The organism is Dyadobacter sp. CY261 (genome assembly GCF_021440085.1).
GTDB lineage: Bacteria > Bacteroidota > Bacteroidia > Cytophagales > Spirosomataceae > Dyadobacter.
This window is the reverse complement of record NZ_JAKCPW010000007.1, coordinates 447,595-474,182: the sequence shown is the minus strand read 5'-3', so window position 1 is coordinate 474,182 and position 26,588 is coordinate 447,595. Positions and strand designations below refer to the sequence as shown.

Genomic DNA, 26,588 nt, shown 5'->3' with positions numbered 1-26,588 from the left:
TCTGCTACCAGACCTTAAAGGCAGCGATAGCGCGGAATTACTGCACACTAATCCGCCCGCAAGTTTTTCACAGGGTTAAGCAAAGCCGTCTTCACGGCCTGAAAACTGATGGTAACCACTGCAAGTAATAGCGCTGAGAGGGCGGCCAGTACCGGAGCCTGCCAGCCGATCGAAATACGATAGGCGAATGAGCCCAGCCATTGTTCCATCGCATACCATGCCAGTGGCAATGATACGGCAATGGCAACCAGCACCAGAACAATAAAATCGCGTGACAACAGCATTGCTACGCTGCTCACCGATGCGCCAAGAACTTTCCGTACGCCCACTTCTTTTACCCGCAGTTTTGCGGAGTAGGCCGACAATCCGAAAAGACCAAGACACGAAATGAATATCGATAATGTCGCAAATCCGTTGAAAACCCGACTCATCCGGTTCTCGGTCAGGTATAGTTTGTCAAGATTCTCGTCCAGGAAAGCGTAGGTAAATTTGTTGGCTGGCGCGATTGTCTGCACCTGGTTTTCGAGGAATTTGATCGTCACTGGTACCGCACCGGCTTTTACCTTTACCAGCAGATAATTGGTGCGATAGGGATTGTATGCCACCACCAGCGGTTCGACACCTGCATGAAGTGATGCAAAATTGAAGTCCTTTACCACGCCAACAATAGTACCGGTGTCGCCTTCCGCCACAAATGCTTCGCCAACCGGGCTTTTCAACCGGTAAGCCTTCACAGCCGCTTCGTTCAGTATAAATTCGGCGTTTTTGATCTCCGGAAACTGGCTACGGAATTTCCGCCCGTCCTGAATCTGGATGCCCAATGTGGTCAATATCTTGTCGTCCGTCCAGAGCATCCGGGCATTTTCCGGCAGATCGTCCTGGCCGGTACGGTGAAGCGGGAAAGCTTCATAGTTACCGAAACGCTCGCCCGGGAGGGTCGATGTCAGCGAAAAGCTAGCAATGCTGCTGTTTTTTGACATTTCATCCATCAAAACACCATACTTCTCCCGCATTTGGTCATACATCGTCACCGCGATGACCTGGTCTTTGTCAAATCCTAAATCCTGATTGTGAAAGAGCTGCATTTGCCGGTAGACGATCATCGTTCCGAATATCATAAATACAGATACGGTAAATTGGAAAACGATCAACCCTTTTCGCACGATATTGACCGCGGGGCCGGATAGCTTTTTGCCTTTCAGCGACACCACGGGGTTGAAACGTGCCACAAACCAGGCCGGATATAACCCGGCCAGCAGCGCAATACCGACGATGAGCAAAGTCACAATCGCTGCATTCTGAATGGTAAGCATGCGATCGAATACAAAACCGCCCGAGGCGACATTGGAATAAAGGGGCATCACCAATTTAAAAAGAAGTATTGCGAGCACCGTCGACAACACCGTAACCAGCAACGACTCGCCCAGGAACTGCCGCAACAACTGGCCGCGTGTGCCGCCCACGACTTTTCTGAGGCCGATCTCCTTCATCCTGTTGAATGCCAGTGCGGTGGAGATATTGACGAAATTGACCGTAGCAACAAGCAGGATAAAGATTGCCGCAATACCAAAAATGTAAACGTAAGTAATATCGCTGTTGGCATACATCTCCTTTTCCAGCTTCGAATGCAAATGGATGTCTCGGATGGGCTGCAAATGCAGTTGACGGGTCGCGAGGATTTTCTCGCGGGACTCTCCCGACGGCGCATAAAACCGGGCGTCGAATTCGGGGAACCCCGCTTCCACCTGTTGACGCGAAGCATCTTTTCTCAGCAACACATAATTATAGAAGCCCGACCAGCCGATGTTTTCCATCGAGGCCTTATCTAGATACCTTTCGATGGTCGGCATCGAGACCAGGTAATCGAATTGGAAATGGCTTGGAAAAGGGAATGCTTTCACCACGCCCGTCACGAGCATTGGCAATCTGCTGCGGTCGTCGACGATCGTCTTGCCGACCACCTCGGTATTCCCGAAATACCTTTTGGCCATTGCTTCGGTAACCACGATGGAATTGGCATTTTTGAGAGCGGATTTTGGGTCACCAGCCGCGAATGGCAGATCGAACATCGCTATCACGTCCTCGTTGGCGAAAAATCCGCCCTTTTCCTCAAACCGTTTTACATCGCCCCCGTTCCCGGTCACGCTGAACAACTGGTACGGGTACAGCCTATGCAGCCTCACGATCGCTTCTATTTGGGGGAATGCCTGTGCAAGTGCCGGGGCAAGCGGCGGCGGCGTGGCAGCCCAATGCCTGTCATCCTCGCCTTTGCTTTCATAAGTTACGCGGTAAATGCGATCGGCTTTTTCAAAGCCCTGGTCGTAACTCAGCTCATGCCGAATGTGAAAGATGATCAGCAGCACACCGGCAATGCCGACAGCCAGGCCTACGATGTTGACGACAGAAAAAGTCTTGCTTTTCCAGAGATTGCGCCAGGCGATTTTGAGGTAGTTTCTAAACATAATGACGAGGATGTGTTTTCAGAAACGGAAAGATTTTGCAAAGAACCTACAAAAAAATGAATGCCAAAATCATAACTACTTATCTGTCAGTATTTTACATAAAAACTAAATCTAAAATTCTGTCCGATATCGCACAGCAATGCCCGGCAGGGAACATCCGGACGCCACCCTGAATTAATTTTGAATAAGTGAATGTTTGAATTGCTCCATAAGGCGCGCAGGACTCCGGGAACAAGATGCTGGTTGCCGGAAAGACCGTAAAGGGGCCACACCTCGTGCAAGGCGTTTGAAATAAGTTGGTAAAATGTTATCTTTGACTTTGATTTGTATAATAGATGCGAAGCCAATGCATACCGAAACACTGCAACAGTTCTACGAACGCACCAAGCAACCCATGCCCGCCGAACTGGCATCACAAAGCAACGTCAGTCATTTTAATGTCAAGCAACGCACCTGCCTGAATAAAATGACACCCTATAACCGGCGTGACTACTACAAGATATGCCTGATTGTTGGGGAGGGTGTGCATCTCGCAGACGGCAGGGAAACGCCTATTCAAGGCGCGGGGATTATATTTTCGAATCCAACCGTACCATCCTGCTATCAGGCTATTTCAGAATCACAAACGGGTTACTATTGCTTGTTCAACGACACGTTTTTACTGAACAGCATCCGGCAGGAAGTGCGTTACCGGAGTGCGTTGTTCAACCCCTCCATTGAGTCTGTCGTTGCGCTGGGCCCGGATAACGAGCAGCGCTTCCGCTATCTTTTCGGCGAGATGGAGCGCTTATTATCAACCACATACAGTTATAAATTTGATATGATCAGAAGCCTTTTACAGATGATCATTCTGGAAGGTATTCATATGCAGGCGCCTGTGGTGAGCGACAATAGTCAAGACCGCCTGATTTCCCGTTTCTTCGGATTGCTCAATCAGCAGTTCCCGGTCGATTCCCCCGAGAATCCGCTCAGGTTGCTCACACCGGCCGCATACGCCGATCAGCTGAACATCCACGTCAACCATTTGAACAACGTACTCAAACGATCGACGGGCAAAACTACCCGGGACATCATTCACGAGCGCATTGTGGAGGAAGCGAAAACATTGCTGGCGAATACCGACTGGGACGCGGCTCAAATCGCCTACACGCTCGGTTTTGAGTATCCATCCCATTTTAACAAATATTTCAAGCAGAATGCCAGCGTCACACCGCTGCTGTACCGGGAGCAGCTCCGGCAAATCGGATGACATTTGATTTGTATAAGCATTGCTTTGATTCTTATTACCACCGCCCCTGCTTGCATACCTACCTTTGTAATAGGTAAATGCAAGCACATGAAAACAATTAAAGAATCCAACAAAGCAATTAGTACCATACTGGCGCTCAGCCTGATCCCTATCACCGGGTTTGCGCTCGATGTGTTCATTCCTTCACTTCCGGCCATGAGCGCACAATTGCACGCTTCGCCCTCGGCAGTGCAACTCTGTATCTCCATTTTTCTCGCGACCTATGGCATAAGCCAGCTGCTGGTGGGTGGACTACTAGACAGTTACGGCCGTTTTTGGCCCAATATCGTGGCGTTGGCCGGTTTTAGCCTGGCCAGCTTTGCCATCGCGAACACCGAAAATCTGGAAGTGATCTATGTGATGCGGGGCGTGCAGGGTGTTATGTCGGCCATTATTGTGGTTAGCAAACGGTCGTTTTTCTTCGACCTGTTCGAGGGCGAAAAACTGAAACATTATACCAGCCTTTTTTCAGTGATCTGGTCCGCCGCACCAATTATTGCGCCATTCCTTGGTGGTTATCTTCAAACGAATTTCGGATGGCAATCCAACTTTTACTTTTTGGCCTGGTTCGGCATTGTTTTCCTGGTGCTGGAACTAGTGTTCAGCGGCGAGACGATCGTAACCAAGGTTCCTTTTCGGCTGAAAACCATCGGTAATGCGTACCGGTCGATGCTCAGCACACGTGATTTCACGTCCGGTCTGCTCATTTTGGGCTTGTCGTATGGGGTTTTGATGATCTACAACATGTCGAGCCCATTTCTGATCGAGGAAGTGATGCACTACTCTGCGACGGTTACGGGTAATTGCTCCATGATTTCGGGTTTGGCCATGCTTAGCGGAAGTTTACTTTCGAAGGCGTTGATCTCCAAGCCATTTTACAAAAAACTATTCACCGCTGCTGTCGCTCAGCTCGTAGTCTCTGGCTTGCTGATCATGCTGACTTTGCAAATCCACAACCTCTACACGCTGATGGCTTACGTCATTCTGTTGCACGCCGCCTCGGGTTTCATTTTCAACGGAATGCTGGCTTACTGCCTCACACGCTTCACCCAATTCGGCGGCCTGGCGAGCGGCCTGACGGGCGGAGGCTACATTCTCTCCACGTCTGCATTCAGCTATGTCGTTGTGAAAACCATTCAGATAGATAGTCAGGTATGGCTGGGTGCTGGGTACGCGGTGCTGGTGATCGCGGTACTCGGCCTGATCATCCGCACCAAATGGCTCGAACGTGGCGTAAGCAGTTCGAAGCTTCAAGAACAAAATGTTACCCTGATTGTGGAGTAGGCCCAGGCCAAGGAAGCCGGAAAATCTCTGTTAGTGACGGGCTTCCTTGCCGCTGCTTCCCTTAAAGAAGTCGATTGCAATTTTGCAAAGCATCTCACTTTTCGATTCGGGCATATCGTGTCCGGTATTCGGGTAAATGCACAACTGTCCCTTTTTAAGTGCTCGAAAAATATCCATGCTGTGTTCCAGTCTGATCATATCACGGTCGCCCCGGATAACCAGTACCGGAATGTCTATCCCGGCCAATTTCTCGTCCGGAACCTTGATTTCCCTTGCCCACATTTGCTGTGTGTCTTCCCAGAACCTGATCCATTGATCGGGTTGGGGGTTCATGCTTTGATAATGTTTAAGCCACTCCTCATCCTCTTTGACCGCCTCCACCGTGTATTCCTTCAATAAGTCACGCCCTTCCTGTGTCAAGCCGCTCGACTTTGTATTTGAACCGCCGCTAACTACTTTTTTGACTTTGTCCGGTCTGTTTGCAGCCAGCAATAAGGCCGTATTTCCCCCCATACTCCAACCCATGACGTAGAGGCTGTCCAATTTCAGTTGATCGATTATCGCGGAGCAATAGTCCGCCAAAAGGGCGCCGCTCAGGCTATCGGCCTGCTCCGACCGCCCATGCCCCGGCGCATCCGGCGCAATGACCCTGAAATGTTTGGACAGTTCAGGAATAATGTCCCCCACGTTTTCAATAGAGCCAAGTCCCTGATGAAGCAATAGCAGAGGCGTACCTTCACCATATTCCTCGTAATAAATCTTCGTTTCCTGAATGTTCAGATATTTGCCGTTGTTCGACCCATACTTGATCGGTTCAGCGGGTTCGTCTTTGGCTTTTTGGCAACAAGTAAGTACCAGGAATAGCGAGGAAATGTAAATAATATTCTTCATGCTATATAATGACTGTAAACTAATGGTGATCAACTCTATGCAGATACGCGTCCGACATCACTTCTGCGGCATTCATCTATTTATTCGTACCCCACATAAAATTCGTGTCATCGATTCACAAACGATGCCCATATCACTGCGCAGGTCGGTAGAATTTCGAACGGATGGTTTTGGTAAAAATTTATAAGAAATTAGAAAAAAATTAGAAACCGCTTTTCGGTATTTCTTTTACTTTTTCGATCTTTATGACATCACAGTTAATAAATGAACTCAATCCCTAACGACCGTAAAACATGTCCTCTCTCAACCATTTACTCCCTAGCTGGTTATCAGAATTCCGGCGACCGAAACCGCAAACGTATATCAATATAAGTAACTGGCGGTTTCTGTAACAAATCCCGTTTCTGGCTCAATTTTCCTTCCTTTTTTACGATAGCAGCATCCGCTTTGCCTAAGGGCTTGTCAAGCGGTTACAACCATGGATATACTATGTGTGTCTCGTGTTAACTATCATTTTTTCGGAAGGCCGAAAATGTAGACAAAGATCAGGTTCAGGACAGTTTTGAATATCTGGCACCAAGTGTATCAGGAAAATAACTTAGAGTATTGATGTATTCCGCTCCGGCAACTACGCTCATTATTGCAACTTATAATTGGGTGGAAGCGCTGCATTGCAGCCTTGTAAGTGTTACAAAGCAAAAAGTACTGCCTACGGAGGTCATCATCGCCGACGACGGATCCGACCATCGCACGCGCACGCTGATCACCAGCATGCGGGCCAATTTTCCCGTGCCCATTATCCATGTGTGGCACGAGGATCTGGGATTTCGCAAAAGCCGGATCCTCAATCAGGCTGTGGAACAGAGTTCAGGCAAGTATGTCGTTCAGGTGGATGGCGACGTGTTGCTGCACACGTCATTTATACGCGACCACCTGGCGGCTGCCCAGCGCGGGACTTTTATCCGTGGCACCCGCGCAAGATTAACCCCGGCAAAGACCAACGAATTACTACTGAATGCCGACAACGAGGTCAATTTTTTTTCAAAAGGGGTTTATAATCGGTTTAATGCAATGCGGCTGCCCGTACTGCGGTCGCTGGGACAACGCATTGAAATGAAATCCCGCAGTGTCCGCGGCAGCAACCTCGCTTTCTGGAAAGACGACTTCATCCGCGTGAATGGCTACAACAATGAGCTGAATGGATGGGGCCATGAGGACGAGGAGCTGGCAGCGCGGTTTATCAACAATAACATCGCTAAAAAGATCGTGAAGCTGAGCGCGGTGCAATACCATCTCCATCATGAAGAATTACCCAAGTCAAACGAAGCATTTCATCGCGAGATCATACAACATACCCTGCTAACAAAAGTCAAAAGATGCGCCAATGGATACGAAAATCTTCTCTAAAAGCTCGCTGATCATTTCCACCTACAACTGGCCGGAAGCATTGCAGCTTTGTTTGCTTAGTGTTAAAGGGCAGTCGGTAATGCCCGATGAGGTGATTATCGCCGATGATGGCTCCACCCACCAAACCGCGGAGGTGATCGAATCCATGCGGCACGGCTTTCCGACGAAACTCATCCACATCTGGCAGGAAGATGAAGGCTTTCAATTATCAAAAATCCGTAACAAAGCCATCGCTGCGAGCTCCTCCGATTACATTATCCAGATCGACGGCGACCTTATACTACACAAACATTTTATCAAAGACCACCTCACATTAAGCAAGCGAGGGACATTCGTGACCGGAAGCAGGGTTTTGATGGACAAGGTTTTATCTGAAAAACTACTCGATGCACAAAAATCCAGGGTGTACCCTTTTCAGTCGGGCCTGGGAAATTTTTCGAACCGGTTCAGCATTTCATGGCTGTGCAATTATATGGCCGACCGTTACAAAACATACGACATATTTGCCTTGCGTGGTTGCAATATGGCATTCTGGCGGGACGACCTCCTTCGCGTGAACGGCTACAATGAACTGTTTCACGCCTGGGGGCGCGAGGACAACGAAATCGCGGTGCGGCTGCTCAATGCCGGATTGAAAAAACGCGCCATCAAATTCGGCGGGGTTGTTTTTCATATTTATCACCCGGAAGTGGACCGGTGCGGCTGCCCTCAAAATGACCTGCACCTTTCAGAGGCATTACGGCACAAGACGGTTTTTTGTGATCAGGGACTTCATCAGTATCTCGCGACCATGGAGCCAGTCGCCTTGGCGGAAAAGGAATTCGCATTATAAGTACATGGCTAATAACCCATTGATTTCCATTATCCTCGTCACATACAACGCGGAAAGATTTTTGCAACGGTGTCTGGACAGTATTTACAACCAACGTTACCCCCATATCGAGATCATCATCATGGATGGCGGCAGCGAGGACGGGACCCGGGATATTATCAAAAAAAATGATGGAAAGCTTGCTTTCTGGAAAAGTGAGAAAGATGCCGGCATTTACGATGCCATGAACAAGGCCCTCGGCCACATCCGGGGACAATGGGTCTATTTTATCGGGGCCGACGATATTCTTACCCCTGCATTCAGCCTGCTCGCCGGAGAACTGGCCGATCCTCATGTGGTTTACTACGGCAACGTTTTGAAAGCCGGACGGAAATACCTGGGACGAATGTCTCCCTACAAACAGGCCAAAACCGGCATTAACCACCAGTCCATTATCTATCCCGCGAGCGTATTTTCCATGCGAAGATATGATACGCGGTACCGCATATCGGCCGATCACGTATTCAACATGCAGCTACAAGGCGACCAGCATTACCGGTTCGAATTCAGGGATTTCGATATCGCAATTTTCAACGATACAGGCATATCCTCCGTTCAGAAAGATGCAGTATTTGAAAAAGAAAAAGCCGGGCTGATCCTGAAACATTTCGGCACCGGCATTTACCTCAGGTTTTTATTCAAAAGACTGAAAGAGCGGTTAAGCCAATGACATCTCGTACTCCATCGGCCCCGATACCAGTTCCTCCGCTTCGAAAGGCTCCGAAGCGAGCACCATCAAAATAGATTCATGGGGAAATTCACCCATCTGGTACCTGTCCTCGGGTGCAAGCAGCAGGCATTGATCGGCTGTATCCAGGACAAAATGCTGCTCTTCTGTGCCGGTATGGCTGGTAATGAGGCAGCTTCCTTTCAGACAAATAACCGCCTGCCGCATTGTTTTATGACTATTTTCGCTGTGCCCTAGCGGGCTGGCACCATTGACATAAAAAATACGCTTGATTTCAAACGGAATAACACGTTCGATGACGGTAAGGCTTCCGCGGGTATCCCTGAAAGTTTTAAGGTTAATTAACTGAGCCAAGGGGCGAGTGGGTTGGGTTAAATTTAAATTAGGTTAGGTAATGCAGTCTCTTTGGTGTAGTTCTTATAATGCCCTCGCAATCCGAATTTGATGCGTCGCGACAAGCTGACGGTAATCCATTTCAAAACCATTGGGGTCTCATGGAAAACAGCCTTGGCGTCGGTCTCCAAAATTTGGGATTCAGCGGCGGCGAGCGCCTTAAAATAAGCGCCGTAAACAAACCGGATAATGTCCTTAGAGAGCCGGTATTGTTCGCCGGTCAGACGGAAGCTTTTATCGATACAATACCGGAAGTCATGGAAATGATAGAAAACCAGCGGCACCTTTTCGGCACCGGGCTTTTTCACAAAAAGCTGCCCGCCTGCATTTCCGCACATACAATCATTGACATTCCAGGGAGCTACGCCCCCTCCGGCATGTTCCAGCACATGCACTCCCGGGAACCGCTCTGTCCAGTCGTCGAGATATTTCTGGTCGCCGAACTTCCCGTCTTCGAAACGGTTATAGCACCATTCCAGGCAGGCTTCCATCCACCATTTCAGCACGCTAAGGCCTTCCTCCGTATTTTTGAAGGTTACAAATTGCACGCAGTAAATGCCACTGGTTGCAGACTGGTCGTACTCGGGATTGTATCGATGTGATGTAATAAGTACAGATTTCTCGCCCATCTCGTCAGTCAGCACTTTCGGATCGGCGAAGAACAGCAGGTCGGCATCCAGATACGTGCAGTGATCGAGCGAAAAAGTGTGAATGCAATGCCATATTATGAAAGAACTGCAAGTCCAGCAATATTCGCCCGGCGTACGGCTGGCTTTGACCGAAAGCAGCTCCGGCGTTTCAAATTCACGCAAGGAAATGATCGTCGCCCGCGGTAGGGCCAAACGACGAAGCAAAGCATCGCAATCGTCGTCGAATGCGAAGATATATAGGTGAAAATCAACCCCTTGACGAGCCAGCGAATTGTACATCGCCAATCCCCGCGAGAGGTAGCTTGAATTGAAAAGGGTACAGAAACTCTGCATAAATTTTGTTAGGGGCAGAAGAGGGAGCGCTTCCAAATACAAATATCAGCGAATATTGCGAATGCCGCTCTCCCCGATTGTTAAAATAATATATCCCTGACTAAACTTTTGTGTGCATGGTTGTAAGGAATCGATAGAAATAATTGATTGTCAGGTACATGAAAGCAACATCTTGTTCATTATCATGAAGTTGAGATGCTAAGATCGTATTATAATTTGCTTATCACGGATAAGCTCTAACTTGCGCAGCATTCTAAAAGGAAAATATGTCGTTTTTTAGACCTAAAAAGAAGAACCCTTACGGCTGGTTTGGTGATTACAAAAGCTGGGAAGCATTGGCTTCCCTCTCCGGCGGTTACGAAAGCGGGCCGATTTTGGAAAAAGTGAAGCAGGCGCTGTTAAAGATCAGGAATGGCGAGGCGGTATATGAACGCGATTCTGTGTTGTTCGATGAGAAAATCTATCCTTACTCCGTCATTTCAGCGCTGCTTTATACCGCCCTGGAATGCGGCAACCAGCTGAATGTAATCGACTTTGGCGGGTCGTTGGGGAGTACGTATTACCAGGTACGTGACCTGATCCCTCCAACGGTCAAACTGCATTGGAGCGTTGTGGAACAGGACAACTTCGTGCGGTGCGGAAAGGAATCTTTCGAAGGTGATTTCCTGAAATTCCACTTCACGATAGACGAAAGCATGGCCGCGCAAAAGGCCGACATCCTGCTGCTATCAAGCGTGGTACAATACCTGGAAAAGCCGCATGAATTTTTGGAAGAGATTATGCGCCACAATTTTAAATATATTCTTATCGACAGGACGGCATTCATGAAGGACAACCGCCCCGACCGGCTCACGTTGCAAATCGTGCCTCCCGAGATTTACGAAGCCCGGTACCCATCCTGGTTCTTCAACGAAAAACGCTTCCTGGAACACTTTCGCGGTTACAAGATCAAAATGGAATTCGAATCATTTGTGCCTGGCGAGCAGGAAATGGAGATCGACCATGCAAAGGTGGGTTACGATAAGGGCTTTTTTCTGATTAAAGACTAAGCTTTGCTTTCGCGTTTTACCATTTCGTTGATCCATATCGGCGCGAAAGGTGATGTGCAACCCTTGGAAACTGGATAATCGCGGTAAATGCCTAGCTTTTCGCCGATAGCGAGCGCACGCGCGCGAAGCGCAGGAAAGCGTATGCCAATCTGTGCGAGGGTTGTGTTCATGGTCCATTGCACTTCCGGGGCCGCAACCGGCATTTCTTTTTCGATACGGTCGAGCAAACCGGGGATATCGATACCTTCGGGTTCGCGGCTCACACGCCCTGCGGTTAGGCTCCATCCTGCCCGTGCAGCCCAGGGATGGTCGGTTTGCATCCATGCCTGGCGCAGTTCCTCCCTGGCCGGGTGTTCTTTGATCACATAAGACGAAAGCCATTCTGCCACCTGAGCGGTCTCGATCTGGCGTACCATCCTGTCCAGGTCTGTCGCCGACAGCAACTTAGGCTTGATGATTAAAAGAGACAAAAGCTGCGCATCAAGATTTTGGGTTTGCCACAAGGCCAGGCCCAGTTCATGATCGATCTTGATCTTGTTGGCCAGCGTCCGGATATCCCCCAACTTCACACCAAACTGATTATCGTTTGCGCCGTTGCGGATATTGAGCGTGCGCACTTTTTCATTTCCCAGTGATTCTAGCTTGGTAAGCACTTCATCGGCGGTCATAGCAATGGCGTTGAATGGTTGGCATTTAATCCTTCAATAATAAAGTTTTTCGTATAAAAACGAACCATTGTGTTGCCTTAAATAAAAAACCGCCGGCAAGCATTGCTCACCGGCGGCTACTGGGACAAGGAATTGCATTAAGGCTCTACCTCCACGATCATTTCGATTTCAACTGCGATACCCGACGGCAAAGAGGCTACCCCAACGGCAGAACGGGCGTGTTTGCCGCTTTCGCCAAATACTTCCACCATAAAATCGGTAAAGCCATTGATCACTTGTGGCTGTTGTGTCAATGTCGGCGTCGAGTTCACCAGGCCAAGGACTTTCACCACTCTTTTCACCTTATTCAAATCGCCGATCTCATATTTCAACGAACCCAGCAATGCGATCCCGCAGAGTTTCGCAGCTTCCTTGCCTTGCTCGACGGTGAGGTTATCGCCCACTTTTCCGAGGATTTGTCCGCCACCGGGCTTATCCGGGCCATGACCGGAAAGGTACACCAGGTTGCCCACGCGGACAGCACGCAGCAGATTGCCCTTTGACGGATTAAGCTTGGGAAGCGTAATGCCCAGCTCGGTCAGTTTTTTCTCTACGTCCGGACGGTTTGTTTGTGCAATACTTTGACTACTAACGGCTAGCAAAATGAGCAACAGCGCGATCAGGGGAGTTGGTTTTAACATAACAGGTTTAGATTGATCTGTGAATACGGCCAAAAATAGGGATCATTCCGCAACAAGATGCGCCTCTTCCTCAACTTATATCCTCTCTGATTCGGCAAAACAAATATTTTAATACTTATTCAACAAATAGTTAAAAACATCACTATTTGTTAAGTTTTACTCAACTTCTTGATTGACAATCTGCCGCTTCCACCAGGCCACTCCGCCAGATTATGATATTGTTAAATAGCGATTCGCAGAAAGTGTAAATAAGATCGATTGCTCAATTTTGTCGCCTCAAAACCGAAAACTCACTAATATATTCTCCATACCAAACTTTACTCCTATGTATCGATGTAAAAAAAGGTGGCTGCTCAATGGCGGTGCCTTGAACAAGTCGTTCGCCGGATTAGCGCTGATCGCCATGATCGGCGGCCCAGGCTGGACCCTTGCGGCAGCAGGGACCGGTGCTGTTAACCGCAACGAGCACCGTAACATTACGAAAGCCGACCGCCAGATCAAAGGACGGGTGACCGACGGCGATACGCCGGACGGAATTCCGGGCGTCAACGTAGTTATTAAAGGCGGCCAGACCGGTACCGTTACCGACGCCAATGGAACCTACTCGATCGAAGTCCCCGAAGGCGGTGCCGTGCTCGTATTTTCCTATGTGGGCTATAACAGCCAGGAAATTGAAACTGGCACACGCAGCACAATCGACATCGCGTTGAAGGCCGACAACAAGTCGCTTAACGAAGTGGTGGTTGTCGGGTACGGTACTCAAAAGAAAGTCAACCTGACGGGTGCTGTGGATCAGGTGGGACAGGAAGTGCTGCAAAACAGACCGATCCCTAACCTGGCACAGGGCCTAGTAGGTGTAGTGCCGAACCTGAACATCAGGATGTTCGACGGCAAGCCTACACAATCGCCTTCGTTCAACGTTCGCGGTACAACCTCTATCGGTCAGCAGGGAAGTGCCCTGGTATTGATCGACGGTGTAGAAGGTGACCCCCGCATGCTCAACCCACAGGATATCGAAAGTATTTCGGTATTGAAAGACGCAGCTTCGGCCTCTATTTATGGTGCCCGCGCGGTATTCGGGGTAGTACTCATCACCACCAAGCCTGCTCCGGAAGGAAAAATGAGAATTTCCTATTCGGCCAACTACTCGATCAAAGCACCGACGGAAGTTCCCGACAATATCACTGACTCATACCCATGGGCACAGGGTTTCAGCGATGCCTGGTCACGCTGGAACGACAACGGTAGCACGCCGACGGCGATCAACAAAACCATTAGCTTCTCGCCTGCCTATCTGGCCGAGATCAAGAGAAGATATGAGGACCCGTCGCTGCCAAAGGTAGAGGTAAACCCAACTACTGGTGAATACCAATACTATTACAGCACCGACTGGTACAAAGAGCTTTACAAGAAAAGCCTCAGTGCCCAGGATCACGCGCTTTCTATCGCCGGCGGTACTGATAAAGCCACGTACCTGCTGAGCGGCCGTTTCAACAATCAGGACGGTTTGTTCCGATACAATACCGACAAGTACAGCATGTATAACTTCCGCGGTAAAGGCGGTGTGCAGCTGACCCCGTGGTTGCGCGTCGACAACAACACCGAGTTCTCTTCGATGAAGTACCACCAGCCAATAAACGTAGGTGAAGGAAGCGGTATTTACCGCAACATCGCCGACGAAGGCCACCCGCTGGCCCCATTGACTAACCCGGACGGGTCGCTTTCATTCTCTGCGGCTTACACTGTGGGTGATTATTACTATGGCCGGAACGCAATCGATTTGACCCAGCGTTTCCTGAAAAACCAGACGGCGATGAAGGCGCAGTTCTTCGAAAAGGCGCTGACCCTGAAGGCCAACATGACGTTCCAGAGTACCGATGTTGCTACCCAGCAGAATCGCGTTCCGGTACCATACAGCCGCGCCAAAGGGGTGATCGGTTATACTGGTACCAACACCAACGATATCGCGGTAGGAAGAAGCACCGTCAACTACCTGGCGACCAACTTCTATGCCGACTATGTGAAGTCGTTTAACAATACCCACAACTTCACCCTGCTGGGCGGTTTTAACTACGAGCGGTCCATCACAACCAGCCTGAGCGCCCAACGGAACGGACTTGTTTACAGCGGTGCCGACGATATCAACCTTGCATTGGGACAAAGCATTACAACCGGAGGCGGGTACCGGAAATGGGCGATTGCCGGTGGTTTCTTCCGTTTGAACTATAACTTCCGCGAACGCTATCTGCTGGAAGTGAACGGTCGCTACGACGGTTCTTCGAAATTCCCGACTGACCAGCAATGGGCATTCTTCCCGTCGGTATCAGCCGGATGGCGCGTTTCCGAAGAGCCGTTCTGGAAAGTGAACCCGAAAATCATTTCGCATGTAAAAGTCCGTGCCTCCTACGGTTCGTTGGGCAATGGTAACATCGACCCATACTCTTTTAACGAGAAGTTCGGCATTTCGCAGTCTGGACGTGTGATCAACGGTATCCGTCCGCAAACTACCAGTATGCCGGGCGTAGTACCCAACGATCTGAGCTGGGAAACTTCTACCACCGCCAACCTTGGTCTTGATTTCTATGCACTCAATAGCCGTCTCCAATTTTCAGGAGATATTTACCAGCGCAAAACGACGGACATGTTCACCGTGGGACCAACGTTACCCGCAGTTTTTGGAACAGGTGTTCCGAAAGGCAACTACGCCGATCTGAAAACCAACGGATGGGAACTTTCGATCAACTGGGATGACCAGTTCAATATGGCTTCAAAGCCCTTCCATTACAATGTGCGTTTCACTCTTGCGGATTACAAAGCAACGATCACCAAATACAACAACCCTGACAAAAACCTGACCGATAACTACGCAGGCCAGCGTATCGGTGAAATCTGGGGATACAAGGTGGCAGGTCTGTTCAAATCGGAAGCCGAGATCGCCGAATCTCCCTCACAGGCCAACGTTCCGAACACAAACACCCGGAAAAACTACCCTGGTGACATCAAATTCCAAAACCTGGATGGCGACAATGTGATCTATCAGGGTCTGAACCGCGTGGGCAATTCGGGTGACAAATCCATTATCGGTAACTCAGAGCCACGCTATACTTACGGTGTGAACCTGTCGGGAGATTGGAGTGGCTTCTTCGTGGGCGCTTTCTTCCAGGGAGTACTCAAACAAAACTGGTACCCATCGTCAGAAGCGCGTTTCTGGGGCCAATACAACCGCCCATACAACGCCTATCCCCGCTGGCAGCAAGATAACATGTACCGCGAAGAGCTGGGTAACTTCGACGCCTACCTCCCGCGCCTGGTAGGGTATGTGGCACAAGGCTCCGGCCGTGCATTGCAGGTAGCTAACGACCGTTACATGCAGAATGTAGGTTATATCCGTTTGAGAAACCTGCAAATAGGTTACACGATTCCGGAGCGCATTACCTCGAAGATCCACGCCCGCGACCTGAAAGTGTACGTGTCCGGCGAAAACCTATGGACATGGTCGCCGCTGTACAAATGGACCCGCGACACCGACGTGACCAGCATTTACGGATCTGACCGCGATCTCAGCTCCAGCAACCCGCCAGGCAATGCCGGTGACGGATACAATTACCCGATGTTGAAGTCCGTGTCGATCGGCTTGTCACTCAATTTTTAACGGAATTATGAAGACTAAAAAAATACTAAGCTATACCCTTGCCGTGATGCTGCTCGCTACGGCAAGCTCCTGCGACCTCAGTGAGGTGCCGGTGGATACTGCTACCAACGATGCTGTTTTTGGCTCGGAAAGTGGACTTGAGCTTTATGCAGGCTCTTTTTATAACCTACTGCCCAATACCGATACCGGTGTGTTCCAGGATGACGACAACTCTGACCTCGTAGCGCGGAATGGCGTAGACAACTACTTGGCAGTAAACGCATTAAGTCCTATCACCAGTAATGGTTGGGACTGGGGAAACCTGCGTAACATCAACTATTTCATTGAAAACACTGAAAAAAGCACCGTACCTACTAAAAACCACTATCTGGGGATGGCGCGCTTTTTCCGGGCGTTGTTTTATTTTGAAAAAGTGAAAAGATTCGGTGATGTACCCTGGATCGATAAAACCATTGCCGTGGATGACGACGCTACGCTGTATGGTGCTCGTATGAACCGCTACGAAGTAATGGACAAAGTGCTCGCGGACCTGAACTACGCGATCGAGAACATTACATTGACATCCGATCCTTCGGTTACCCGCATCACCAAAAATGTGGCCCGTGCGTACAAAACCCGAATTGCCCTGTTCGAGGCATCGTGGCGGAAATACCATACCGAGGACAACAAGCAGGCCACTGCCAATACCTGGTATGAAGAAGTAATAAAGGAAGCCAACGCGATCACCGGTTATACGTTGCATTCCAGCGTGGCCGACAGGGCTTACCGCGAATTGTTCCTCGCGAAAAGTGCTTATGCCGACGAGTCGATCCTTTCGGTGGCATTGAGCGCGAGCTTGCAGGTTTACAGCTCTGCAAACCGTCGCTTTATCAGCCCTACTTATGGTAACCGTCCAAGCCTGACGCGCCGTTTTGTTAATACCTACCTGAACCTGGACGGAACGCCGTTCACCAGCAAGGCGGGCTACGAAACCACACCATTTGTAGAGGAAGTAAAAAACCGCGACCTGCGTTTGAAACAAACCATCCGCACAGGCGACTATACCCGTACGGAAAACGGTGTCCCTGTGGTTGCCCCACCGAATTTCAGCCAGACCTACACTGGTTACCAGCCGATTAAATGGTGCTACGACGAACGTTTTCCTTTCGATGACGAAAGCCGTAACGACAATGCGCATATCGTAATGCGCTGGGCAGAAGTGCTCCTGAACAAAGCAGAAGCATTGGCCGAGCTCGACAAGATGACCGCAGCCGAATGGACCGGCACAATCGGCGCATTGCGCAAGAGAGCAGGTATCACCGGCGCTACTTTGACGACCGTTCCTACAACTGCCGACCCTTATATGATATCGTTCTTCGCAGGTAAGTTCAACAATCCTGTGTTGCTCGAAGTACTGCGTGAAAGAGGTACTGAGTTGGTATTCGAAGGCCTTCGTCCGGATGACCTGAGAAGATGGAAGCTGGGTAACCTGTTCCAGGATGCGCCTATGAACGGTATGTACGTGCCTGCCCTTGGCGAATACGACCTGAATGGGGATGGTAAAAATGATGTTTATTTCTATCAGGGAACAAAACCTACTTCCACCACGCCGGGTATCGCATTCGTGGATGTGAGCCCTTCTACGGCTGTGGGACGCATCCAATTGTCGAAAGGCACTTCGGGTGAAGTCCTATGGAACCCGGGACAGCGTGAATGGGCGGATAAGAAGTATCTGTACCCAATTCCGGAACCCGACCGCATCAGAAACCCGGCTCTGGGCCAGAACCCAGGCTGGTAAGAATTGGGAAATAGTTTTCACGAGAAGAGCGGGGTTGCCATTTGTGGTAGCCCCGCTCTTTTTTGTGTCTAAATAAATATTTTACATACAAAACATGAATTTATATTTTCATAATACATACATTTAGTGAATTAATATACTAAATTATTGGCTGCCAAATGAAAGGGACCAATTTGGGCGAGTTTGAAGAGCTGGTTTTGCTGACGATCGCGGCATTAGGCCGGGAGGCTTACAGCGTGGCCATCTGCGACGAACTGGAAAAATATACCGGCCGCTCCGCGAAGCTCGGGGTGGTACATGCCGTGCTGAACAGGCTTGAAGAAAAAGCACTCGTAAAAAGCCAGCTTGGCGACACCAGTGCGACGAGGGGCGGCAAGCGGAAGCGCTTTTATGAAGTAAGCCATGCGGGCAAGGTAGCGGTCACGCGGGCAAAGGAACTCAGGGAAACCATCTGGCGGGACATTCCCGGCTTTAACCTCGAAGGTTCGATATGAAAAAGACCGCACCGCAACCACCGCAGTGGGCCACCCGGTTTCTGAGATGGTACTGCCGCCCCCGCCTCCTCGAAGACCTCGAAGGCGATCTATACGAATACTTTCTCCGCAACGTCCGCGACAAAGGCCTCAGGCGCGCCCGGTTCATTTATATGATCGACGTCGTCAAGTTCCTGCGCCCGTATACTATTCGCAAGATCGAATTCCTAACCCTTTTAACCCATTTCATCATGCTCGGCAGCTATTTCAAAACATCGCGGCGCACCCTCGTCCGGAACAAACTGTTTTCACTGATCAATATCGTCGGCCTTGCCGTGAGCATGTCTGTTGGCCTGCTGGTGATCGCCATCGTGAGCGACCTGCGCTCGTACGACGATTTTCATGAGAAAAAGGACCGTGTATTTCGGGTGATCACGCAAAATCAGGCCGAAGGGCAGCCTGCTATGGACTTCGCCTCTACCTCAGTAAGAATCGGCCAGTTATTGCAGGAAAATGTCCCGGGTATCGAAAATTTCACGCTCATCCGCACCGGCTTTTCCGGCGATGCGCAGATCGGCCGGAACACATTCCCTTTAGAAGCGGTTTGGGCAGACCAGTCGTTTTTCAAAGTATTTACATTCCCGCTCGTAGCCGGCAATCCTGCCACAGCGCTTAAAGAGCCCTTTTCCATGGTAGTCTCCGAAAAAACAGCTGAAAGGCTTTTTGGCAGGTTCAACCCGTTGGGGCAGACTGTGCGTTTCGATACGCTCGATTACCAGGTCACCGGTGTGGCAAAGGATGTTCCGCATCTCTCCCATCTCCGTTTCGACGCCCTTATTTCATTTGCTTCCGCTGATGCGACAATTGGCAAAAAAGAAAATGCATTTTATGCCTGGAACAATATCTGGTCTAATTACGTGTACCTCACCATCCCGAAAGGCGGCAGCCCGGATAATGTGCAACATGCACTCGATCAGATCAATGCAGAACAAAACAAGGCATTGGAGCATTTGAAGGTGACCGTATCGTTGCAACCATTGAAGGAAATCGCGCTGGGTAAAGACCTCTCGAACAACCTGGGCCCTGAAACCGAGCCCGTAACGCTATGGATCCTTGGCGGGCTGGCATTGGTGATTATCCTTTCGGCTTGTTTCAATTATACGAACCTCTCGGTGGCCCGGTCGCTCAGGCGGTCACGCGAGGTGGGCGTTCGCAAGATCATAGGCGCGCGGCGCAGCCATGTTCTGGGACAGTTCATTGCCGAATCGGTGATGATAGCCTTCCTGGCATTGCTCTTTTCTTTTGGATTATACCTTTTATTACGAAAGGAATTTTTCGCGCTGGACCCGCACATTTCGCAAATATTCACGCTCGATCTTTCGGTGCAGTCGGTACTGTACTTCATCGGCCTGGCCGCCTTCACCGGTATTGCTGCAGGGCTTCTGCCTGCGTTGTTTTTTTCCAAAATCAGCGCCATCTCCGTCATGAAGGACGCTGGTGGGTTGAAACTTTTCAAACATATCGGGTTAAGGAAAGTGCTGATCGTCGTCCAGTACACCCTTTCGCTGATATTCATTGCCACCACCGCCGTAGGTTACAGCCAGTACAAGGGTTTCCTGAATTTCGATCTGGGTTTTAGTACTGAAAACATCCTGAATATCAAGCTCCGCGGTACCGATGCTACCGTACTGAGGGAAGAACTGGCCGCAATTCCGGAGGTAAAACAGCTCTCCCAATCGAGTATGATCACCAGCTTGGGCAGCACTTACGGCTATACCACGAAATATCTCCCGGGCGATTCGGCAATGGTATGGATGAATATGGTCGACGAGCATTACCTGCCTCTCCACAAACACGAATTGCTGGCAGGCAAGAATTTCACCCTTCGTCCCGAAAAAGGAAAAGAAAGTGAGGTAATTGTCAATCAGCAACTTTTAAAGCGCTTTAACATTGCCGGACGAGATCCCAGGAAAGCATTAGGAGAGATCATCACATTGGGTGACCAGAAAGTGGCTATTGTGGGCGTGCTGAAAGACTTCCATTACGGCACCGTCGAGAACAAAATAGAGCCGGTGATGTTCCGTTACTCACGCAGCGAACCGTGGGGATATTTAAACCTCAAAATCGCTTCCAACGACCTTACTGCCACCATGGGCAAAATCGAAGATGCCTGGAAACGGTTTGATAAGGTGCACCCGCTCAAAGCCAGTTTTTACGACGACCAGATCGAGGAAACTTACAGCCAGTTTTCCATGATGGTCAAAGCGATCGGATTCCTTGCATTTCTTGCCATTTGCATTGCTTCGCTGGGGCTGTTCGGCATGGTGGTGTTCACAACCGAAACCAAATTGAAAGAAATCAGTATTCGCAAGGTGCTAGGTGCCAGCGAACCGGGACTGATATTCTTGCTTTGCCGCGGTTTTTTAACACTCCTCGGCATCGCCACGCTCATCGCACTGCCCGTTACCTACCTGCTTTTCGATCAGGTTTTACTGACGCGCTTCGCCTATCACCAGCCCATTGGTATGGTCGAATTGCTTGGGGGCGCATTGGTTGTAATGTTGCTGGCCGTGCTCATGATCGGTTCCCAAACTACCAAAGCTGCACGGAGTAATCCTGCGAAAGTCCTGAAAAGCGAATAAAGCCCGTCGCGAACCGCGCACTCTTCAAACGGTATTGGTCAACCGCCCCTGCGAGCGCTTGGCCGATACCATTTTCTTTTCCTGCTTCCTCTTGGTACTGTGAAAATGATGCAAACGGGTGCCCGGGGAACAGCAATCCGGAGGCCTGCAATCCATTTTGCGATTGCATTTACAACCAGGGGAAACCATTGGACGCGTGTTTGGACGCGTATGAAAAAGCTTCTGCCCGCTACTGACACACTGCTGTCATAAGCCGGTATTTCTTTTGAGTGAAAATGACCACAATTCATTCACGCATGGATGCTATCATCGACACCCTTTACCGCTCGGCGCTGGTAACAATACACGACTTCCGCTGCCAGTGCGGGCATTGCAAGGTTTCGGCCACCGAGTACCAGCGCGAATTTTCCATCGCCTATGTCCGGACCGGCAACTTTGTGTTCAAAAGTTTCAGAAACGATCTCGATTCCCATCACGGGCACTTTCTGATCAGCAAAGCGGGATTCGAATACAAAGTAGGCCACGTACACGCCCTGCCAGATCAATGCACCATATTTTCGGTTTCACCGGCCAACCTCGACCAACTGCTCGCATTAAACACCGGTTTTGCATCCTTTGTCCAAAACCCCGACCGCCATTCGATGCTGGCCAGGGCCACCCCGGAAACCGAATATCTTCACCATTGCATTTTCAACGCCTTGAATGCAAAACACTTCGACAAACTGCGGATCGAGCAACTAACGGTTTCACTGATGGAGCAGGTCATTACGGGTACTTCGAAACAAACAGCCCCGAAAGCGCTGAGTGATAAGCATAAGCGGGGCTATTTACCTATGATCGAGAAGGTTAAGAAGTTGATCAACGATAATATATGCGAAGACATTTCCCTCGCCGACCTGGCTGATGCCGCCAACATAAGTCCGTTTCATTTTTCGCGGTTGTTCAAACAAATCACCGCATTCACACCATACGGCTATTTGCTGCGTTCACGCCTCCAAAATGCCCACTTGCAAATCGCCCATACCAACCTTCCGGTCACGACGATTGCATTTGAGTCCGGTTTCAACAGTCTCGAACATTTCTCGGCGGCTTACAAGACGTTTTTCGGAAAGTCGCCATCGGCGGGTCGCTGAGCTGGCAGTTTTACCTGCCTGGTTCCAAAATCAGCAATATTCCTTAAATATAGGCCGTGCGCTCGCGGTAGTTTTGCTCATCAAATCAAAAACAAACATTCATGAAAGAGCAATTGTTGATTACGCTTGAAAATTCCAGAAAGTACACGCTGGCTGTCGCATCCGCCCTGCCGGAAGCAACATTCCAGTTCAAACCCGCCGAAGAGGTCTGGTCGTTTGCCGAATTGCTGAGCCATATCGCTTACGGAATTTACTGGTGGGAGGAAAATTACATTCGCGGGACCGAAAGCGACTGGAGCCCGCCAGCCTCCGCGCAAACAAAAGTGGATGCACAGGCCGCCCTGGAAGCAGCTTATGATATGCTGGCCAAATCTGTGAATGCCTTAAAACCTGACACCGATCAATTGAACGGCTTTCATGCCACGCTCGACCACATTACCCACCATCGCGGCCAGGCCACCACATACCTCCGCTGCTGCGGCATCGAGCCTCCGACGTACGTTTATTAGCCAAGTTATCTATTAGCCATGTTAATTGTTAGGTCAAACCGTCAGGGCTATGCACTGGCGGTTTTTATATAAAAAGATCCTTTTTGTGCGTGCGTTGAACCCGTCCCGACCTTTCAATAGGTTATTTAATCAAAGCATCGCCGTTTCGCTATTTTTGATATTATACAAAAAAGCGTTCAGGCCATGCATATTCCTTCCCCAAACGAAGTCCGGGCCATTGCTGCGATCACCGATCCAACGATCCGTAATTTGCGTATTACCCATTGTTATTATGAACTTTCGGCTGCTTTTATCAGCCGCACGGGTCAGGTGGCGAACTGGTGCACGTTTGCGACCTGGGCATCCAAGCAGGCCGGTCAAAGTATCCGCCGGGAGGATTTGATGCGCAGCATCGAGGCCAAACTGAATTGGAGTAAGCTGAATGAGTTAACGCTCCTCTGGAAAATCGCGACCGAAATGGGCGTCAGCGCGTCCCTCGAACAAAAGCTGCACGGCATTATCCGCGACACCTGGCTTGCGCATATCATCAACCGGATCAGCGAGGCGGTTGCGCGGGGTAATCAGAAGGTTTTCGAGGAGATCGGATGGGAATTTGCCCGATTTCTTTCGGTTTGTTTTCAAGATAAAACCTTCGATCAGCAGCGGCTGGATGCTTTCTCCAAAGAACTTCGTGCAGGTAACCCGCCGGATGGACAGCAATATCTGACACAGGCATTTACAAATTATTATACCGCCTTTTTTGAACAAAACCCGCAATTGAAAACCGAATTGCAACTACTTGCAAACCTGGAAATCGGCTTTCATGAACAAACACGTTTGCAACCGGAAATCGCGGCCTCACTGAATGCCGCATTCATCGTCGACAAGGAGATTACCCGTCAAAAAATACTCGACGCCTTCTTCCCATCCGATAGCTGGCGGGCCCGTATTCGTCTCGCCTATTTGAAAATCACAGGCAAAACTTCGCGACTCGAAGCGGCGATCGACCGCTTGATGAACCGACTCCAAAGCATCATGCGCGAGGTCCTTACAACGCACCTGATGACCCTCACCCTCCCACCCGACGTGCGCCTGTCACTCGCGAAAGATCTTAACAGAACCTATCCTGAGGCATTGCGTCAACTGTCATGCGGAAGCCTGATCACCCTACTGACCCAAATAGACCCCACCCGTGACAGCGTCCTGGAAAGTGGCGCCATCGACTGGGCTGATCTCCCGGAGCGCATGCACTTCATCGCGGAGCTGTTCCGCTGCTACCACGCCGATGAGACGCTGTACTGCGAAGCATTTACAGCACAGCAGGTAACGGCCATGAAAGAAGGTAAGTTACCGGCGGGGCGGCTTTAAGCTTTTGGGGAGATTGGCCCAAACAAAGCTGCCGCGGTGATCCACCGCTCGTCGGCAGACTCAGGAACGAATGACACCAAATGGAATAATGTCAGATACTTGTCTGCCGACCCTCATTTCCGACACCCGGAAAATGCGCTCTTTCATTGTATTGCATTAAAATATCTGCATACAGGCAAAAAAGAAAGACTTTGTAAAGCGGAAGCTTTGCCGTATACTTGTTTATATTTAGTTTAAATAGTAAACATATCAGCAATGTTTTGATCCAAGACTCTGCTGACTAATGGAGAAAAGTAAACAGCGATGACGGCCAAGGGTTAAAAGATGATGTCTACGAAAAGCCCACCAGGTTGCGGGCAGCATTATAGTAGTAGTATCAATTTTAACTTGAAAACAATACGTATCACAATTCAATACCCCTATGAAAAGACTTCTTGTCGCCCTCTGCACCTCGCTTTCCTTTGCGGCATACGCGCAGCAGAATGTGCTTTTGGAACAATCGTTCTGGAAAAATAACCCCGACGTTGCGACGGTGAAAGCCGCTGTCGAAAAAGGTGCCGATCCTACCCAATTCAACAGCAACAGTTTCGACCCGGTGGTGCTGGCCATCAATGCGGGCGCTCCCAACGAAACCATCAAATACCTGCTTGCACAACCCGGCAATGGCGTTGATAAAATCACCCACGATAGCCGTATATACCTGCATTGGGCCGCCAGCCGTGGAAATATAGAGCTCATGGAGTACCTGGTAAGCAAGGGCTCGAAGGCGGACGTTATCGACAGCCACGGTGCTACTCCGCTGAACTTTGCGGCAGGCGGCGGGCAGACCAACACCAAGGTTTACGACATCTGCATTGCTAACGGCGCCAACCTCAAAAAAGACCTCAACCAGGACGGTGCCAATGCATTGCTCCTTGCTGTGGCCAACGACAATGACCTGACGCTGACCAACTATTTCACCTCCAAAGGCCTGGACCTGAAAAGCACCGACGCCAACGGCGCGAATGCATTCAGCTACGCCGCCCGGGCGGGTAATATTGAAATGCTCAAAAAATTGCTCGCGAAAGGCGTTCAAGCGAATGGTACTGCCATGCTGATGGCCGCCCAGGGGTCTCGCCGAGGACCGAACAACATCGAAGTGTTCCAATACCTCGAAAGCCTCAACCTGAAACCGACCGTTGTAGGCAAGAATGGTGAGAATGTGCTGCATTCCATCGCCCGCAGACCAAAACAGGAAGAGATCATTCAATATTTTTTGTCAAAAGGTGTGGATGTAAACCAGGCCGACGAAGACGGTAACACGGTTTTCATGAATGCCGCCGCATCCAATCGCGATACTGCGACTTTGAATTTGCTGCTTCCAAAAGTGAAAAATATCAACCAGGCCAATGCCAAAGGCGTAACAGCCCTAATGCTGGCAGTTCGCGGCAATTCGCCGGAAACAGTTGGTTACCTCATCGGCAAAGGCGCGTCAGTCAATGCAGCTGACCGAAATGGCGATAATCTGGGTTATTATCTGGTGCAATCGTATGCGCCGGCAAGAGCAGCTGATTTCGACGCGAAACTGAAAGTGTTGGAGGGCAAAGGCTACAAGGTGGCAGAGCCACAGGCCAACGGCAGCACACTATACCATTTGGCGGTTGCGAAAAACGACCTTTCGCTGGTGAAGCGCCTCGAACCTTACCAAATTGACGTGAATGCAAAAAACAAAGAAGGCCTTACGGCATTGCATAAAGCAGCCATGGTTTCTAAGGACGATGCGATCCTGAAATACCTGCTGTCGGTGGGCGCGAAAAAGGACATTGCTACCAATTTCCAGGAAACCGCCTTCGACCTGGCTTCCGAAAATGAATCCCTTTCCAAAAACAACGTTACAGTCTCCTTCCTGAAATAATGTCGATTTTTCTAAAAACAGCACTACTGCTAATTGTCCTGTTACTGGCCAAACCTGCCGCCTCCGTTGCGCAGACCAGCAAATACAAATGCATGATCCAAATGACCAACTACACCGGGGAAGGTGCCTACATGGTGATCTCGCTGATCAACCCCAAGGGCGCTTACGAGAAAACCCTTTATGTGTTGGGTCCTGATAAAAAATGGTACAACACGGTTAAAGAGTGGCATAAGTTTCAAACCAAGAAACCGTCAAACCTCAGCGCCATTACCGGCGCATCGGTCACTGGCGGCGACCGGGCCATGAATGTGCTCGAAATCGAAACTTCGAAAATCAATGCGGGTTACAAGCTCCGGTTTGAAAGTGCGGTGGAAGACAAGGCCTACCATGCCAAAGACCTTGAAGTCCCGCTGACGACAGAAGGCCTTTCGGCAAAAAGTGAGGGCACCGGGTACATTCGGTATGTACGATTCAGCCCCAACTAACGCATTACCATT

At 49.9% G+C, this 26,588-nt stretch carries 21 protein-coding genes; 15 read left to right on the top strand and 6 right to left on the bottom strand.

Translation table 11 applies throughout. The features are described from left to right. Positions 1–47: 47 nt before the first annotated feature. The gene (locus LZD49_RS21315; RefSeq protein ID WP_234669695.1) at positions 48–2,462 is read right to left on the bottom strand and encodes an ABC transporter permease; all 2,415 of its coding nucleotides are present in this window, start codon (positions 2,460–2,462) and stop codon (positions 48–50) included. Positions 2,463–2,808: 346 nt separating this feature from the next. Between LZD49_RS21315 and LZD49_RS21310 the strand changes: the two genes are divergently transcribed. Both LZD49_RS21310 and LZD49_RS21305 read left to right on the top strand, forming a co-directional pair. Further along, complete coding sequence (locus tag LZD49_RS21310) at positions 2,809–3,711, top strand: AraC family transcriptional regulator (RefSeq protein ID WP_234669694.1); 903 nt, start codon at positions 2,809–2,811, stop codon at positions 3,709–3,711. 87 nt (positions 3,712–3,798) lie between these two features. After that, on the top strand, positions 3,799–5,034 hold the full coding sequence (locus LZD49_RS21305) for an MFS transporter (protein ID WP_234669693.1): 1,236 nt from the start codon (positions 3,799–3,801) through the stop codon (positions 5,032–5,034). 30 nt (positions 5,035–5,064) lie between these two features. Here LZD49_RS21305 and LZD49_RS21300 read toward each other — a convergent pair whose 3' ends face one another. Next, a complete protein-coding gene (locus tag LZD49_RS21300; protein ID WP_234669692.1) occupies positions 5,065–5,925 on the bottom strand; it encodes an alpha/beta fold hydrolase in 861 nt (286 codons plus the stop codon). 609 nt (positions 5,926–6,534) lie between these two features. On the opposite strand from LZD49_RS21300, the gene LZD49_RS21295 reads away from it, so the two are divergent. The 3 genes from LZD49_RS21295 to LZD49_RS21285 are packed head-to-tail and all read left to right on the top strand — an operon-like array spanning position 6,535 to position 8,873. Then, positions 6,535–7,332, top strand: a complete 798-nt coding sequence (locus LZD49_RS21295) for a glycosyltransferase family 2 protein (RefSeq protein WP_234669691.1) — start codon at positions 6,535–6,537, stop codon at positions 7,330–7,332. After that, positions 7,310–8,164: a glycosyltransferase family 2 protein gene (locus LZD49_RS21290; RefSeq protein ID WP_234669690.1), complete on the top strand. Its 855-nt coding sequence runs from the start codon at positions 7,310–7,312 to the stop codon at positions 8,162–8,164. Before LZD49_RS21295 ends, LZD49_RS21290 begins: the two co-directional genes overlap by 23 nt. 4 nt (positions 8,165–8,168) lie before the next feature. Continuing rightward, the gene (locus LZD49_RS21285) at positions 8,169–8,873 is read left to right on the top strand and encodes a glycosyltransferase family 2 protein (protein WP_234669689.1); all 705 of its coding nucleotides are present in this window, start codon (positions 8,169–8,171) and stop codon (positions 8,871–8,873) included. Here LZD49_RS21285 and LZD49_RS21280 read toward each other — a convergent pair. Both LZD49_RS21280 and LZD49_RS21275 read right to left on the bottom strand, forming a co-directional pair. Continuing rightward, on the bottom strand, positions 8,862–9,245 hold the full coding sequence (locus tag LZD49_RS21280; protein WP_234669688.1) for an FdtA/QdtA family cupin domain-containing protein: 384 nt from the start codon (positions 9,243–9,245) through the stop codon (positions 8,862–8,864). The genes LZD49_RS21285 and LZD49_RS21280 overlap by 12 nt on opposite strands. A gap of 23 nt (positions 9,246–9,268) precedes the next feature. Then, positions 9,269–10,267, bottom strand: a complete 999-nt coding sequence (locus LZD49_RS21275) for a glycosyl transferase (RefSeq protein ID WP_234669687.1) — start codon at positions 10,265–10,267, stop codon at positions 9,269–9,271. 266 nt (positions 10,268–10,533) lie between these two features. Between LZD49_RS21275 and LZD49_RS21270 the strand changes: the two genes are divergently transcribed. Further along, positions 10,534–11,316 (top strand): methyltransferase, TIGR04325 family, encoded by a 783-nt coding sequence (locus tag LZD49_RS21270; RefSeq protein ID WP_234669686.1) that lies wholly within the window; start codon positions 10,534–10,536, stop codon positions 11,314–11,316. Here the strand turns inward: LZD49_RS21270 and LZD49_RS21265 are convergent. Together LZD49_RS21265 and LZD49_RS21260 are read right to left on the bottom strand one after the other, a co-directional pair. Continuing rightward, the gene (locus tag LZD49_RS21265) at positions 11,313–11,984 is read right to left on the bottom strand and encodes a DNA alkylation repair protein (protein WP_234669685.1); all 672 of its coding nucleotides are present in this window, start codon (positions 11,982–11,984) and stop codon (positions 11,313–11,315) included. The two genes, LZD49_RS21270 and LZD49_RS21265, sit on opposite strands and share 4 nt — an antisense overlap. A gap of 137 nt (positions 11,985–12,121) precedes the next feature. Continuing rightward, positions 12,122–12,664 carry a RidA family protein gene (locus LZD49_RS21260; protein ID WP_234669684.1) on the bottom strand — a complete coding sequence of 181 codons (543 nt, stop codon included), beginning with the start codon at positions 12,662–12,664 and terminating at the stop codon, positions 12,122–12,124. A 325-nt stretch (positions 12,665–12,989) separates the two neighbouring features. Here LZD49_RS21260 and LZD49_RS21255 point away from each other — a divergent pair, with 325 nt between their 5' ends. The 9 genes from LZD49_RS21255 (at position 12,990) to LZD49_RS21215 (ending at position 26,576) form a co-directional block, all read left to right on the top strand. Beyond that, positions 12,990–16,316, top strand: a complete 3,327-nt coding sequence (locus tag LZD49_RS21255) for a TonB-dependent receptor (protein WP_234669683.1) — start codon at positions 12,990–12,992, stop codon at positions 16,314–16,316. A 7-nt stretch (positions 16,317–16,323) separates the two neighbouring features. Next, complete coding sequence (locus tag LZD49_RS21250; protein ID WP_234669682.1) at positions 16,324–18,093, top strand: RagB/SusD family nutrient uptake outer membrane protein; 1,770 nt, start codon at positions 16,324–16,326, stop codon at positions 18,091–18,093. A gap of 158 nt (positions 18,094–18,251) precedes the next feature. Next, positions 18,252–18,587, top strand: a complete 336-nt coding sequence (locus tag LZD49_RS21245) for a PadR family transcriptional regulator (protein WP_234669681.1) — start codon at positions 18,252–18,254, stop codon at positions 18,585–18,587. Next, a complete protein-coding gene (locus tag LZD49_RS21240; protein ID WP_234669680.1) occupies positions 18,584–21,208 on the top strand; it encodes an ABC transporter permease in 2,625 nt (874 codons plus the stop codon). The genes LZD49_RS21245 and LZD49_RS21240 overlap by 4 nt, the downstream gene beginning before the upstream one ends. 296 nt (positions 21,209–21,504) lie before the next feature. Next, on the top strand, positions 21,505–22,341 hold the full coding sequence (locus tag LZD49_RS21235; RefSeq protein WP_234669679.1) for an AraC family transcriptional regulator: 837 nt from the start codon (positions 21,505–21,507) through the stop codon (positions 22,339–22,341). A gap of 101 nt (positions 22,342–22,442) precedes the next feature. After that, the gene (locus tag LZD49_RS21230) at positions 22,443–22,850 is read left to right on the top strand and encodes a DinB family protein (protein ID WP_234669678.1); all 408 of its coding nucleotides are present in this window, start codon (positions 22,443–22,445) and stop codon (positions 22,848–22,850) included. Positions 22,851–23,033: 183 nt separating this feature from the next. Further along, the gene (locus LZD49_RS21225) at positions 23,034–24,197 is read left to right on the top strand and encodes a hypothetical protein (protein WP_234669677.1); all 1,164 of its coding nucleotides are present in this window, start codon (positions 23,034–23,036) and stop codon (positions 24,195–24,197) included. 421 nt (positions 24,198–24,618) lie between these two features. After that, positions 24,619–26,091: an ankyrin repeat domain-containing protein gene (locus LZD49_RS21220; protein ID WP_234669676.1), complete on the top strand. Its 1,473-nt coding sequence runs from the start codon at positions 24,619–24,621 to the stop codon at positions 26,089–26,091. Beyond that, positions 26,091–26,576: a DUF2271 domain-containing protein gene (locus LZD49_RS21215; protein WP_234669675.1), complete on the top strand. Its 486-nt coding sequence runs from the start codon at positions 26,091–26,093 to the stop codon at positions 26,574–26,576. Before LZD49_RS21220 ends, LZD49_RS21215 begins: the two co-directional genes overlap by 1 nt. Positions 26,577–26,588: the final 12 nt, after the last annotated feature.